We start from the raw sequence: 16,334 nt of genomic DNA on the forward strand, positions 1-16,334 counted from the left end.
TGGTTTTATGTTTCACTCGCTTTGCGAGTTCAACTAGGTCTAAAGACAATAATAAAAAACCTTTTAAAAAGTTAAAAAACAACTTTTTAAAAGGTTTCATTTTATTTAGATGTTTGAGTACCATTTTTTTTTGTTGGATAAAGTCCTACAGTTGACTGATTGTTATTTTCAGAATAGACACTTGTCGATTTTTTGCCCTTTTCTTTTTCGATTGCAGCATTTTTCTGCACTTGATTCTGATAATCATATTTTACAGGATCAACCGGTGTAAAACCTTCAGGTGTATAGAAACGTAACAGATTTTCCTGGTTGAGCTTGTCAGAAAGGTTCAATGCTGTTTTTACTTGATCTTGCTTTTTGGCAACTTCCTTTTCGACTGTTTCATTGCCTTCGATCAGCTCACCTGTTTGAGTGTCATAGACCTTCCCACCTAGAACTGTATAATCTGGTGTAACAAAATTACCATTTCTAAAAGCAACAACTTGATCATGTTGGGTAGATAAAAGATCTGTTCCAAAATGGATATAATTTTTGTCGTCTATTCCTAATAAATGCAATAGTGTAGGTAAAACATCGATTTCTCCGCCGTATTCATGGTTGACCTCCCCTTTTGTATAACCAGGGATATGGAACATCAAGGGGACTCTTTGCATTTGCGCATTATCAAAGTCGCCCCATGTTTCTGGATCTTTACCGAGTGCTGAAGCTAAATCTTTGTTATCTGTATTTGAAATCCCAAAATGATCTCCGTAAATCATAAATATAGAATTTTCATAAATACCAGATGCTTTGAGATAATTGAAAAATTGTTCTAACGACTGATCCAAATAATGTGCTGTTCGGACATAATTATCAACCGTGCTATTTCCAGTATTCAACGCTGGGAAATCAAAATTTTCATCATCTGTATAATATGGGGTATGATTCGTCACTGATAAAAATTTCGCATAGAAAGGTTGTTGCAGATGTTCAAGATATTGTGCAGATTCTCTAAACAGGTCTTTATCTAAAATCCCATAGCCAAGCATTTCATCTGTTTGGTCAAAGTAGGAACGATCAAAGAAATTATCATAGCCAAGATTTTTATATACATGGTCACGATTCCAGAAACTGCCTACATTTCCATGAAATACTGCACTGGTATACCCTTGCGTTTGATTCAAAATTGCTGGTGCTGCTTGAAACACATTATCAGAACCTAATTCCGTAAATAACGAACCTTGTGGCAGACCAAAAGTACCAGTTTCCAACATATTTTCTGCATCACTGGTTTTACCTTGTCCAACTTCATGGAAGAAATTATCGAAACCGATGGTTGCCTGATCTTTAAATAGACTGTTCAAAAATGGCGTCACTTCTTGCCCATCCACTTTCATATTGATAAGAAACTGTTGAAAGCTTTCAAGATGGAGCACAATCACATTTTTCCCTTTGGCTATTCCAAACGTTTCAGGATTTGGTTCTGCGTAGTGGGAATTTGTGTATTTTAATACTTCTTCTAACCCATTGCTGCTAGCATGGGCTCGGATATTACTAGCGATTCCTGTTTTGATCCCATCATAAACTGTATAAGCATCCAGTCCTAAATATTTCACGATATACGAACGATCAAACGTTCGTTGCAATAGTTGAGGACGATTTGCTTCGCTCAAAGCCAAGTTCCCAGAAAAAAACAATACCGAAAAACAGGTGACTGCCACCGCTACTGTTTTTCGAACTGGGTTAGCTTGCAAAGGGACTTTTTTGACCATCATTCTAATCAACAAAACTGCGAAAATCAAAAGATCAATCCAGTACAAGATATCATGAGGCTTCATCAACGAAAAAGAACTCCCAGACAGCCCTTGTGAAACTTTTGAAAAGCCTAAAGCTGATTTTACAGTGATAAAATCTGTAAACTCCCGATAAAAAATAATATTGCAATAAAGTAAAAAAGTATTCAACAGGTCGATAGTAAACAGAGCTATTAAACCTTTCTTGCTATCTTTGATATATAAAGACAAACCAAAAAGCAAAAGCGTCGTTGCAATCGGGTTGATCCACAAAATAAAATATTGCATACTGCCCTCGACACCTAAAGAAAAATCGATGGAATAAGCAAAGATTGTTTTCAGCCAAAAGAAAAAGCTTGCCAGTAAAACGAGCAACACACGATGCTGAAACAATTTTTTTAGTTGGTTCACGATTATCACTTCTCTCTCATTCTTATTCCTATTTATTTTGCTCCTAAAATAGAAGATTTTCTAAAAAAAGAGAAGATTTTAATACTTTTTTAGAAAATAAAAGAATGCTATGTCCATTCTTAAATGAACGCCAAGACGTAGACGACAAGGATGATTTTGAATTTTTATTGTTATGCAAATCCCAAACAGATTGTGTCAAAAAGAAGCTTGTATCAACAAATATATAAGGAATAGCTTAACATTACTGTTGCAACCTATCCCTTATATTTTCTAAAACAAGCGACTTAGATACAATCCTTATAAGCAATTGAATAAGAAGAGTTGTGGATTCATACTTGATGTCACTTTTCTATTTAATGGCAAATTGCTTTCTCCTTAAATGACAAATATAGGATTTATTTATAAAAATAGATCTATACTTTTTGATATTGGTAGTTTCCACCGTCATCTTATTAATGAAAAGAAAATAGTTTTTTCTTCTCATCCATCATTCTGAGATTTCTCTTTACCCATATCATTGAACAAAGAGCCAAAATTTTTAAATGTCAGACTTTTTTAATGTTTTTAGAATTTAAGAATGATTTTCCCCACCCCTTCTAACCGAACTTAAACACATAATCTATGCCTTTTAACCCATTATCAGCAACTAGCTGTTACTCTCTCTTTATCATATTTTCACTAACCTTTGCTCTAACAGATTACTATTTATTTACCTTCGTCTATGTTTGAGGAATGACCTACATTACTTGGTTAATGCTGTGGGATGTTTTTGCTTATTGGTTGGTTTAGATCCATCCTTGGATTGATTCTAGTGCTTCTTTCTATACTAGTGGCAACAATGTTTAGGAAGCTTTTCTTCTCTGTCGTCTTTGAAAATTCTGTATCTATTTGTTGATTTGAGGAGGAGAGGCCTATCATATTGCTGTTTTCTGGACTCATGCTTTTAAGCTCTAAGAAACTTCTATTTGAGCTATCCTCTGTCAGTTCCATGTGGTTTGAAGCTATCTCTCTCTTTTCTCTTTTCCCAATTGTCGAATGATTGTTTTCATTCGTCACTGCTTCTGTTAGATCGGGATTGTCAGTAGTTTGTTCTTGCTCATTTGCCAATTCAGGGGCCTTCTCGAAATTGCCATATGTGTATGTATTAGCAGCCACTGCTAAAAATATAAATATCGATTCATCTTCAATTATCGAATCTTTAAGACTTCTCGTTTCACGAAGTACGCCATTGAAATCTCGCCCATCCGCAAAATCTCGGATGATGAGCGTCACCATCTCTGCATCACTCAACTGTAAATTCACCCGAAATAAATCACTTTTTATTGTTTCTTGCCACACGGTCGCTAATGATAACCCCGGTTTGTTTTGATATATTATTATGGAGTTCACAAACATTTTGAAACCCTCACTAGAATATATTTTGTAACTTTGCTTCTTATATTCCTCTAACAAGACTTCTCCAGATTTCCTAATACCTAATTTATTTCTAGAATATGCCACGAGATCTACTGCGGTCGAAACAAGATGAGAGGTTTCATGTATGAATGTTCGACTCTTTTCTGGGTTCATTTCTAAACCTCGGTTAAGAACCGGATTTAAGTGGTAGGAATCCGCCAGAATGGTTATTCTACATTCTGGATCATATGGGAATACAAATGCCATAGAACCTATGTATTCACTAGAGGTTGAGCGGTATTTTCTAATGCCTGGCAGCTTAATTAAATCACTGGATGCAATCAAAATATTTTCATAGCCCCAGTCCGCGGTTTTTTGAAGGAATTTTGCCCCTTTTTTTGAGACAGAGATCAATCTATTTACAGCTTCCAATAAGATAGGTTCTGGATTTCGTACTTTCTCCAGGCTAAACATTTGGATCAAATATTGGCCTTGCGGAGTTCCTGCAATTTTTTCTTTTGTTAACACCTCTTGTAACACCTCTAATGCCTTTTGAAAACGTTCTTGTGCAATTTTATAATCCTCTGCCAGCTCTATCACAAATGATTGGAGAAAGTCTGGAGTCTTACTTAAATCAAGACCCCTATATACTCGAAATTTAAGTGGAGGATCTTTAGGGAGATCCTCAATTATCGTATCCAAAATCTTCCCTTCATTATAAGCTTCATTATTATAAACAAGCATTCTCGGTTCTGGAAGAAACTTTGTTAGCGGATCCATACGCACAGTATGGTCTTCCTCTTTAATTGGGGGAAGTGTTTCAACTTCAACATCTATGGTATTTCTAAATTCATTCCATTCTGCTCCTCTTCCTGGTGGATCTGGTAAAGTTCCATATGGTGGAAGTTCTCCTTCTTTCCCTTTTAGTATACTCACTGCCTTTGAGAGCCACGTTTTTTTTTGTCCTAATCTCTCTTCCCTCAACTCCTTTTCTAAACTTGTCTCAAAACGAAACTGTTCAATTGCAGGGTCGAATACCCATAGGGTCATCGGCTGATTGGCATCTTTTTTCACTAAATGATACCAATCCCAACCCTTATACAATTGAATCAATGGAATATAATGATCATAGATCTTGATGTAAGATCTTCCTAAACTATTCCACCTTAGTCCTCTTTCATCTGGGGCAGAAAGAGCACTGGAATCCTTGATTGATTCAAACTCATCTATATTCTTTATCACTTCGTCTGCTGACTCTTTTAAAACAAATGGAAAAGGCATTTCATCAAAATACCATTCTCTCCCATTAAAATTCACGCGATAAATATTCTCACCATCTATCACATCATAACGTACACCACGCCCTTCAATAGGGATTACTCTCACGGGAACTGTATGACCGTTTATTGTAATGAAATACTTAGTTGTTTTCCCTACTTCCGAGACAGACATCACTTCTCCATTGCCATAGGCATTGGGGTTCAGATTGGGTACAGTTACAAAAATCTGATCCGAATCAATTTCTTTAGCTAGCCGATTGATCAATGCTATTTGTTCCTCCGTAAATGTGACAGGCTCCGTAAATCTCTCTAATCGGTTCCCTCTCAACCAGAAAGGATTGCCATAGACATCTCCGGTTTTCAGATCAGACACCAACCGATAGGACCCATTTTCCATCCGTTTAGCATAAATTTCTAAGCTCTTTCCTGGTAAGTAAGTCCTGATGACATCTTTCGGTAACGTAGGTGTCTCCTTTACCAAACCATCAATTTTTCCCAAAAGTTGTTTGACATTTTTTTTCACCCAAATTTTATTTTTTAAAGCCACTAACTCTTTACACACAAACTTACTCCCGTCAGTGATTGTGGTGATCCCCGGATCGAGGTACCGTCCAATATTGGCTAAAACCGACTTGACTTCTGAAATTTTAGGAGTAAATCGAGCCCCTTGACGGATCGCATTTCTTATCCCCCCTGTCGCCATCGCCTTGGCCATTCCAAAGGCAAATTTCGTACTAAGTGCGGTCACTTGTCCAAAAACCGGGATCAAAAGGACGATATCAATCGTACAAGCTGGAACAGCAGTTGCAACATCTTTATCAATGGAAGCTGTCACACAATCGTAAAAAGGGATAAGGTGCTTGGCAACATCCCATATTTGTTCTAGGATGGCTTTATCATTTCCCGATTTATATAACTCATCATACAATTTATCACTATGTTTCCGACTGAACGCATCAATCAAAGGTTGTCTCTCCTCCCCTTGAGATAATTTCTTACTTCGGTCAATGTGCGTGATAAATGTAAAGTACTGCTTTCCTATTTGAATACTGTTCCCTACCTTTTTGTAGCCTTGTCCCCAAATGTTTTTCTGGTTCAGCAGTCCATATTTAAGATATGCCAACGGGTTTTTATCGACTCGATAGAAAACATAGCCCCCATCCTTATCCAATTTTTTCAAAGCATACCAGCGCTCTTTCTCTCCTTGGACTGCAACAAATAAATCGGTTTGCTCTAACTGAAGTTGAGTCAGTAAAACAACAGGAAATGAGGAGGTAAATGGGGTCACCTGAGTATGTTCTAATTGAGCAGAGGCTTCGTAAAGTTCTGTTTCAAGGGAAAAAATAAACTCCCGTTCTTCAGGATCAACTGCCGCCAACGCAGACTCAATCAGTTTTTGATCCAATGGATAAAAACTATCGGACACAGCTTTGGTTAATCGCTTATACCATTCTCCTAAATCAGGTGAGGTATAGTCATTGATACTCAGACTCTTTCCTAGAAGATAATCTTGTTCCAACACAAAAGCAGGGAATAATGCTTTTCCCTTTGCATGTTGGAGGTAAGTCTGCACCACTTCTTTTGCTAATGCTTGTTTTCGTCGCCAGTTCAAGACTTCTTTTTGATAAGCGGTAAAAAGGGCATGAAGTGTGTCTTGATGCTCTTTCAGTTGTAAATACCCTTTTTGATGATACTCAATAAAAGTACTTAGAGCCACTTCATAATAGTTCCCTTTTTCCAATGCTTCCCGTAATAAATTTGGGGCTAACTGAGCAGCCGCAAGTAAGGCGGGAAGAACCGTATAACGTAGTTCTTCCACTCTTTTTATGCCTTTTTGGCTAATTTTATCCCAGAAAAATGTACCGAATGTTTGGATTTCTGCTTGATTGAATTGGGTTTGAATACCTAAATCTGCTAATAACTTGGCCCCTGTCAGCTGCATCAAGGAGTCATAATTAGAAATTAACAACTCATCTGCCAGCATACTGGTCTCAACAAAATAATTCGGCAATGTATCCTTAAGTAACAGGAACCATAACTTTTTAATAATCGGTTTCTTATCTTCCGTATATTTAAGGATATGTAAAGTAAGAAGACTTCCTTCTCTCAACTCTTCCACTTCAAATAGTTTTCTGAGACTACCGATCGTAAATGTAGAAGGATCGGGAGAATCAAGGATCTGTTTCATCATATAGGTCTCCATTGAGCTTCCCAGTATATTCTCAGACACCCATTTCATGATAGTGAGTCTCGCATCCTTATCGGAAATGGTTTCGTTTCCTTCGCCACCATAAAACTTCAATTCTTTTAGGATCACTTTAGCTAAGGACTGGAGCTTGCCATAGCTGAGAATCATTTCTCCTCTTTCTTCTGTGAACCATTTTCCCATCGCAAAGAGGATATTTTCTAGGGTTGACTCCTCTTTTAATACCCCTTCCTGGCGGAAAAACTGTGCCACCTGAATCCTCATGTTCTTATCACGCCAATTAGGCGCTTCATACTTAGGTGGTTGTTTTCCACTAACGGATGGCTGCACGGTGGTTATTTCTGTTGATTCTGTTGTTTGGGCTGTTTGGATTGTTTGGGTTGTTTGGATTATCTCTTCTTTCGATGGTTCAGTAGAAGTGTAAGTAGTTGCTTTATCTTCAGACATATCAAACAGCCACTTCATAAAGGTTGCTTGTGCTTTCTCCGCCGAAATCACTGCATCCTCTTTTTTTCCAAGGATGATATTCGCTAACATTTTTACTTTCGTGAAATCAGTCGTCTCTTTTCCTTCTACTTCTTTGGTTGCCCATCTTGCCGTTTTTACTACTAACTCATTGGGTTTAGACGCATCCACCTCGATACTCTTTTCCCCTAAGAAAACAACGATTTTTTTACTGATTTCCTCTTTTTGTTCCTTCGTCCATTCACTTAGAGGTTCTTCCTTAGATTCGTTAGTGACTTCAGTGAAGCGATTCTCCTTATTCTCACGAATAAATGCCTCAATTCTTTCTTTTTCCTCTTCATTCGCTTCAACTGCACTGATTTCGATGGCTTCAAACGTACTCGTGTCTTTATAGGTATACCCCACTTGTGCATTGTTGTTTTCCCACTGCAGTAAGAGATAGCGTGCCTCTTTCACCGTCACCTCTTTTTCTTCCAGCCCATAGGCTTTTTGCAGGATCTGGGCGATTTGTTTTTCTCTTGCTAGAATCGTCCCATAGTTGGTTCCTTCAAAGAGCCACTTTTGCATCCCACGAACCAATTCACTGGCGGATGGATCCTTAAAAGAAACTTTTTGTTCAAGCAGGAATTTTCGGACTGCTTCATTCACGGCTAGTGTTGCCATTCGCTTTTCAAAAAGCGTACGATGATAATAAATGGTTTGGATAGGCTGATCCTTAGAGATTGTGGGCGTGCGATCATGGATAAAATCTGCGTAGATTTGTTGGCATTCTTTTTTTTGTTCTTTCAGATGGATCATTGATGGTGCCTCTGCTTGAGACAATTGGTGGTGGATCGTTGTATAAGTGATCTCTTGGTATGTATACCCATCTAATAACGTATTGGCCTTCCATTGATTCAATATTGCTTGCACCTTGATAGACGACCGAAACTCCCCAAGTCTAAGATCTTCTACACCATAAGCTTTTAGTAGAAAGTAGGCTAAAAATTGTTTTCTTTCAGATATGTCAGAATCACCCTTGGTACTTTCTTTTTCAAGCCATTGTAATATGGCTTTTTCTAGATCACTACTAGAGTTTTTTTTAATTGCCATTCCTTCCTTCGTGAAGAACTCTTGCAATTTTTTATTGACAGCACTCGTTTCATTTCGCTTTTGAAAAAGAAGGAGATGGTAATAAAAGATCGGTAGAGGCTCTGAATAGCGTGTCGCAGGAACCACATTTTCCGTCACATCCATCACGATTGTATGAACGGGTTCTAAGTCTGAATCTACAACAGTTTCTGGTACTCTTTTCATTTCACTGTTGTCTGTGAGGGTCTCATTACGAAATTGGCTTTCATCTAAGGAAGATTGTTTGAGTTCAATAAAGGTGTAGTCTTTGAACACATTGTTGCTTTCCCATTGAAGGATCGTGTTGACAGTCTCCGTTGCTGTAAGATCGCGACGAATACCATACCCCTCTAGAATAATAGGAGCCAGCTGTTTTTGCCTGGCTAAAATCTCTGCATCTGTTTGTTCATTATGGACCCATTCATAGGCAATGATCGCTGAGGGTTGAGCGGGCAAGCCTTCACTAAACTCTTGTTGTTTAGTTAGAAACTGATTGACTACTTCATTGACTTTCTCTGTTTCATTCCGTTTTTGAAAAAGCGCAAAATCAAACCAGAAAGGGAGGAGGGGTTCGTAGGTCGGTAGCGTCATAGGATGCTTATTAAGGTAAGCCAAATGGAATTTTTTTACCATTGCCGCTCCTTCTAAAGATAGTACACCGTAGGTATAGATATTAGTAGAAATGATCGCTCCAGCTAATCCACTAGTTTTATACGTTCGATCATCTGAAGAAGGTTCCTGAAACTCGTAATCCTTAAAAATATTATTGTCACGCCATTGCGAGAAAATAGCATGGGCTTGATGGTGAGAGATCGGATGGCTCGCTAGTCCCGAGGCGGTAAGAATCAGCTCAGCGACTTGTTTACTTCTGATTTCTTCTGTTCCCTTTCCTTCTTTTCTGATCCATCTCTGTGTCGCAGTAATCAGTTGAAGGAGGGATAATCCCTCACAGGGTATTTTTTGATCACAAAGTAATTTTTTGATGGCAGCATTGACCTTTGGTGTTTTATGTCGCTGTTGATACACCGCATAGGCCCCCTCATGATAGTAGGTTGGGAGTACCACAGTGGGTGGTACACGAGAGGGTTTTCCCTCTAAAAAAGCAGTGATAATACTATTTATTTTTTTTGTGAACGCTAAATACCTTTTATCATGCGTATCTGGAGATTGGAATTTAGGCGTGGATGATTCGTCAGACCTTTTGTCAATGGGCAATCCTGTTGTTATATTGGAGCTAGGTAGATCAAATCCATTTCCTTTTTTCAATTGGCTCGCATGGTTCGTTGTGTTGGGCTGATTTTCATTCAACACAACAAATGTATCATGCACCCCTATGGGTATTTCATGATGCGTTTTCATGAGGTAGTTAAATTGATACCCTTGGAAGATATTATTCTCTCGCCATTGGAGAATAATAGTGGCTGCTCGATCCTCGGATACCTCTTGTTCAGCAAGTCCCAAAACGCTAAGAACAACTTTAGCAACTTCTTTACTTCTAGGTAATCTCCCCTTATTTCCCCCTTTTCTTATCCACTCCTCTGTAGCCGTAATCAATTGAGGAGGAGCTAATTTTTCACATGGCACTTTTTGTTCACAGAGAAATTTTTTGACCTCCGCATTCACCCTTTGTGTTTCATTACGTTTTTTATACAATTTCTCGTCATATAAGATCAGAGGTAACTTCTCAGAAGTGGGTATAGGAGAAGGTTTCCCCTCAAAATAGGCGCTTATAATACAGTTTATTTTTTTCATATCATCCGAAGTATTTTCAGAAAAAGTGGAAGGTTGTGCGGTAGGAGGAAGAATCTCTTCCACTTGATACGTCAGAGAACTTGTTTCCATAAGCAGTTCTGTGGTCAAGTTGGACGGATTTTCCTTCAATGAGGCAGTTGTTTCCGTATGTATTTGCTTGGCTTCTTTAAATTGATACCCCTTGAAGATATTATTGTTTCGCCATTGTTGGATAATCGCCGATGCTCGATCCTCGGATACCTCTTGTCCAGTAAGTCCCGAAGAGCTAAGAATAACTTCAGCAATTTCTTTACTTCTGGTTATCTTCTTCTCCTCGCCTTCTTTCCATACCCACCAATATAGAGCATTGATCAATTGAAGAGGAGATAGTCCGTCGCAAGGTTCTTTTTGATTACAAAGAAATTCTTTGACTTTAACATTGACATGATCTGTTTCATTCCGCTTTTTATACACCTCCGCATCATCCATGAAAAGTGGTAACTTCTCAGAGATTGGTACAGGAGAAGATTTTCCAGCAAAAAAAGCGGTAATGATACTGTTTATTTTTAATGCATCCGCCGACAATTTGACAGAAGTACTCGAGGATGGCGTGGTAGAAAATGATGCCATTTCCACTTGGTCCTTAACAGAATTTGTTTCGATGGTCCGTTCTGTTGTCACGTTTGACTGATTTTCATTTAATGAAACGGTCGTTTCCGTATGTATTGGAGCGATTTCTTTAAACTTATAACTCTTAAAAAGATTATTGTTTTGCCATTGGAGGATAATGCCTACTACCTCTGGGTCTGTCAGTTCTCTAGCTGGGAGTCCAGAGGCCTCTAGAATGGTATCAGCGATTTTTTTCTTTTTTGTTCGCACAGTCTCAGCATCTTTAGACTTTTCCCAATGTCGTATCTCTAGAAACATGGTCTGCGCTGACATATTTCGACACCGTCTCCCTTTATTACACACAACAACTCTCACCTTTTTATTCACTTTTTCGACTTGATCACGCTTTTTAAAAACCTCTAAGTTATACCAGAAGGGAGCCAAATTGGGAGGAATCGTTTCACGCAATAATTTAGCAAACGAATAGCCATGAATATATGTTTGAATGACTTTTTCTAATTTCATTTGTGTTTCACTAGGAATCTCTTCCGAATATTCCAACTGAGTCGTATCTACCTCTGGTGGTGATAGCGTAGTCGTTATCGTTGCACTCGTCTGGGCGTTTGCAGTGGTTGCTTGAGTCGTTGCAAGTTCTTCTAAAGTTGTTGGTTGAGATTCTTTTGGGGTTGGTGGTTTTCGGTCTTCAAACGAGTATTCTTGAAAGATATTATTATTTCGCCATTGGAGGAGGATGTTTGTTGCCTGGGTATATGTCAGATCGATCTTCGGAAGCCCAAAAGCTTCACGAATGACACTCGCTAATTGTTTTCTTCTATTTACTTTCGTTTCCTGTCCTTCTTTTCCTTCCCAATTCTCGATGGCATTCAGTAATTCCACACCTGATAATTCAGCACACGGAACTCCTTGTCTAATCAAATAGTCTTTGACTTTTTGATTGACTTCTTGTATTTTATGTCGCAATTGAAATGTTTCATAATCATACCAAAAATCAGGGAGTTTCACTTCTTTTGGTGCAGTAGAAGGCAGATTATTCAGATAATCGGACATGATTTGATTTATTTTTATTGTTGCCCCTACAGAAAGTTTTTTCCAACTTATCAGAACTTCTCTTTCTTCCACAGGTGCCGGAATCGGCCTTGCCTCCACACCTAATTGGGGAAATACATTGAATTTGAAATGTTCAATAAATCCATCTACCTTTCCGAAAAAATCTTCTGCCAGATGCCAAAATGGAGACAAATAACTTTCCCCTTCAGGAAGCAAGACTGTTTTGGCCTTCGACACCGATTCTGGAACTATTTCTGGTGATAGCTCCTGTTGATTGTTTTTTTGCTTTTTCTTCTTCGATTTTTTTTGCGAAGACTTGGTTGGAAGCAAGTTTTTTGTGTGGCGGTTACTCACCTGAACATTTAGGTTCTTTTCTGATTGTGCGCTAGTGGGGATTTGTTCCCCATAGTTTACTGAAAAGCTACTCAGTAACCAATCAGCAAAATACGACAGCAACGAACCGCTTGGCTCTTTTTGTTCTTGAGTATAAGCCATCTGTTCATGTTGGTAAAAGAACTGGTAAAACAGCTTAGTCAAGTCATTCCAAAACGTTTCAGTCACTTGATTATGTACATGATTTGTGGGATTTATTGTGGCGTTATATTTGTTTTCAAAAGAAGCTTGAAAGATTTTACTTAGCCTTTTTGCTGTCTCTTCCGCAGAAAAATATGGGGAATCTTGAACGGTTCTATCAGTTATCGTATCAGTAGAAAAAGGGCGAATTTCACTTTCTTGTTTCATTTCTTGATTATTTTGTCTCTCTGCTTGACCCACCGCATCCTGACAAATGGTTTGAAAACTCGTTTGTTCTACACTTTCTCCTGTGAAGATCAATGTGTTTACCTGATCCGTCCTTCTCGTGGTGGTACAATTCAGAAGTTGATAGATATTATGGATCCTCTGATGAACAGAAAGACTTAATTCCTGGGCTCTCTTCGCTATGTCGATGTTTTGTGGTGCAGATGTTGATGTCTGATGGTGGACCGTTTGGTTGGCAAAAAATGGACTGGCACTGAGAAACTGAGAGGCGATTGATGTTGACTGATGAGGCATGGTATGAGGTGTTTTCGAAAACTGGATTCGCTCACGGTTGATGGTAGAGGTGGAAACAAAGGAATGGATCCTTGTCTGATTCCCGTCTCTTCTCACGTCAATTCGTGTGTTCACTTCAAATGCTGGGGCGTTTTTTTTGATGACCGTCTGTTGGTGGGGAGGATCTACGAATCGAACGTTGTAGAAGATATTCGATAAAAAAAGGACTCCATCGAATGTCAATAAACCATCGGGAGCGAGTGTTTGTCCTATATTATTGGCAATATGATTTAACTGTGCTTGGTCATTTCCAGAATGATTCTTGTCATTACGTTTGTTGTTTGCCTTCTCAATTGTTTCTCTAGAGGAAGCTTGTGGTATCCTTCCCTTTTTCGACATCTTTGATTTTAGTGGCATCTTTTTCACTCCTTCATTGATATTATAGGGATATTTGGTTGCATAACTTTTCATTTGAATAATATCTAGAATCTATGTTTTTGCGTCACAAGTTTCTATGACTGGCTCCAACGGTTCCACATAATTTTCTCATAAGCAACAGTTCTTTCATGGAAAAAGCAACAGTTCATCAGATATAAAAAACAAAGAATAAACAAAAATAAATATGGAGCTATCTTTAATTCATCCAACTAAACGAGCAAACGCATTTATAGTTAGTTCCTCCCTTTTACGAAAGTCTTGAAACTCCCCTTTTTAGAGTTCGCTTTCATATAGATTATAAAACAAATGATTCTAAACAGCATTCTAGAATTTGTGACACTCTCTATCATTAAGCATATCATCATCGCAAAATTACTTCAGTTAAGGATATCAAATCTACATCTTTTAAATCACATTTTTATGAAATTAACGTTCTCATTTTTAATTCTTTACTCTTACGTCTCTAAACACAGCTTAGTAACTGTCTCTTATACACATCTAGATGTGTATAAGAGACAGCTTTCATTTGTGATATCATTAATGCTCAAATTTAAATCTGTTAATAAACTTATCAATAACATCTAAAATTTGTGCCAATAAAAACTTGTGATGACTTCTGAAAAAGCCAGTAAGTCCTTCCACTAATTCCGGCACTTTAAATTTTAAAGAAGTATAAACAGCCGCTTCAACTTTTTCTGCAGTAATATCTTCCTCATTAATCAATAGATTTAATAAATTTCTTCCAGATAATCCGAATATATCTGTCATGTAAGAAGTTATTTTAATTCCGGCAGTCTGTAAAATTTTGTGCGCGCGATTCTTTTCTCGATTTCTAGATTCGATCCACATTTTTCTTAACCGTGTGAGTTCATGCAAATCTTGTATAGGTTCCTCTGGAACAAAAATTTTGGGAATCAAACCTGCTCGCAGTAACTTAGCAATCCAACTTGCATCTTTTTTATCCGTTTTTTGCCCAGGAATATTTTTAATTTTATACGGATTAGCTAGAACTAAGTCGAAATTTCCTTGAAGAATGTGCCAAACCGGTTTTCAATAAATACCTGTACTTTCCATAGCGACAACCTCACAATCAAAATCCGTTAGCCATTCATGTAGGGCTAATAATCCTTTGGTGGTCGTATCAAATTTTTGTAGATGTTTTTTTGGCCTGGTAGAAGTAAGCGGACCTTATAAAACACAAACAACAACATTACTTTGATGGACATCTAATCCAGCACAGCATTCATAAATGATTTCCATATAAAAGCACTCCTTTCTCATGATTTGAGGAAAGGAGTGCTTTATTTCATGTAAAATCAAATTTTTATACACATGCTCATTGGCAATATTTCAAGGGTCTCGAGAAATAAAGCAAGCCAGTTTGACAATCGGCATCACTTTCTTTTCCAAAATAATGGCGGCTTTTTTCCTTTCCCCCATAATTGTACGACAATCTTACCTTTCATTCTTCAGGATGAATGAGTTTGCGAATTCATGTGTGTTTGACAAAGAGACTATATTTTTCCTAAATTAAAGGTTCTGTAGTATTTTCAGAGCCTTATTTAATTGACCAACAATATTTTCAAAAACTTCATACTGTTCTGGATCAAAATTTTTCATATCAATCGTGTCAATTAAGCTAAGTGCTGCCGCTGCTTTCAAGTCATCATGCCAAAAAGGTACAGCAGAAGGACCTTGAATACTAATTTCAATTTCATGGAGTGTTTCATCACTCATTCCCGAAGATGTAGTTTTCAGTTGCACAATTTTAGCATAGGGATTAGCAAGTAAATTATCAACAAAATTATCTTTTTTCTCGTTTCCTCAGTTTTCAAATGACATCAATCTAACCTCCGAATTAATTTTTTTCTAGAATATAGCATAGAAATGAGAGCACAAATGTTCAAATATTTAAAAAATTGTTTTTTTAATCAGTCCGATTTGATAAAAGCTGAAATTAGAATCTCTCTTTCTCGTTATGTATTTTTGTATTGGATGTTCTATCAGAAGTGGTAACTATTCCCGTTTCACTTACAGCTTTTGCTCTATTAACATGTTTATACAAAGGGAGTTGGCTACGTATTTGTGATCTCTGTACAGGCTGCTCTTGATCTTTAACTACCAACTGATTGGTTTGGAGGTTTTGCTTAATCCCATGCCAACTTTTAGGTTGATAACTTTTCCATACTTTTTGATATTCCCCAGCAACCCAAGGTGCAGGCACTTCTCTATTTTTCTCAAAAAATACAATTTTTTCTTTTGCTTCAGACCACCGGCGATAAACATATCGGAGTTCATTTCCTGTGTAACTCGGATCATAAGCTTTTGATTTAGTTACAACAAGGTCCATATCTATACCATCTAATACAAAATAAATCATAATGTTTGGATAAACGATAGCCATATCGACTCCATTCTTACATCCTTGTTTGATAGGATCCTCTATAAATTTTCCTTGAGTTTTTGATGTGATTTTCATGCAACTATAATATTCTTCCCATAATGGAAAACTTTTAGGTTTATAGAGAAGAATATCATTCAACCAAATTTTCCATTGCTCAGGATCTTGTAAAAATCTCTTATTAGTACCCATATTACTTACTAATGAATCAACATAACTATCGATAGTATAAGACCCAAGAAGAAACTTATTACACCTCTTATCTGTTCTAAATGCCTTCTCTTCAAGATTGATTTTTCCATCCATAATTCCACAAAAAAAACGAACTCTCTCTTCGCTTAATCCATATAATAAAATATCTTTTTCCATAAATCTCTCCTAAATCATTATTTTATCTAATTAGCTATTACTTTTTT

Annotated in this window: 4 protein-coding genes and 1 pseudogene; all 5 read right to left on the minus strand. The window is 37.4% G+C overall.

Annotated features, from left to right (window positions below; translation table 11 throughout):
- Nucleotides 1–101 precede the first annotated feature (101 nt).
- Complete coding sequence (locus A5844_RS09360; RefSeq protein ID WP_086284919.1) at nucleotides 102–2,183, minus strand: LTA synthase family protein; 2,082 nt, start codon at nucleotides 2,181–2,183, stop codon at nucleotides 102–104.
- 750 nt (nucleotides 2,184–2,933) lie between these two features.
- Nucleotides 2,934–13,496: a QWxxN domain gene (locus A5844_RS09365; protein ID WP_086284920.1), complete on the minus strand. Its 10,563-nt coding sequence runs from the start codon at nucleotides 13,494–13,496 to the stop codon at nucleotides 2,934–2,936.
- A gap of 591 nt (nucleotides 13,497–14,087) precedes the next feature.
- A pseudogene (locus tag A5844_RS09370) lies at nucleotides 14,088–14,777 on the minus strand (IS110 family transposase); the annotation flags it as partial.
- Between the two features lie 270 nt (nucleotides 14,778–15,047).
- A complete protein-coding gene (locus tag A5844_RS09375; protein WP_086284922.1) occupies nucleotides 15,048–15,254 on the minus strand; it encodes a hypothetical protein in 207 nt (68 codons plus the stop codon).
- Nucleotides 15,255–15,474: 220 nt separating this feature from the next.
- The gene (locus A5844_RS09380) at nucleotides 15,475–16,287 is read right to left on the minus strand and encodes a hypothetical protein (protein WP_086284923.1); all 813 of its coding nucleotides are present in this window, start codon (nucleotides 16,285–16,287) and stop codon (nucleotides 15,475–15,477) included.
- Between the last annotated feature and the right edge of the window lie 47 nt (nucleotides 16,288–16,334).

The sequence above is a fragment of the Candidatus Enterococcus wittei genome, from assembly GCF_002140175.1.
GTDB lineage: Bacteria > Bacillota > Bacilli > Lactobacillales > Enterococcaceae > Enterococcus_B > Enterococcus_B wittei.

What these genes read in the sequence shown, in the direction of transcription:
- A5844_RS09375 (WP_086284922.1), bottom strand. Translation starts at nt 15,254, where the DNA reads ATGAGTGATGAAACACTCCATGAAATTGAAATTAGTATTCAAGGTCCT.
- A5844_RS09365 (WP_086284920.1), bottom strand. Translation starts at nt 13,496, where the DNA reads ATGCCACTAAAATCAAAGATGTCGAAAAAGGGAAGGATACCACAAGCT.
- A5844_RS09380 (WP_086284923.1), bottom strand. Translation starts at nt 16,287, where the DNA reads ATGGAAAAAGATATTTTATTATATGGATTAAGCGAAGAGAGAGTTCGT.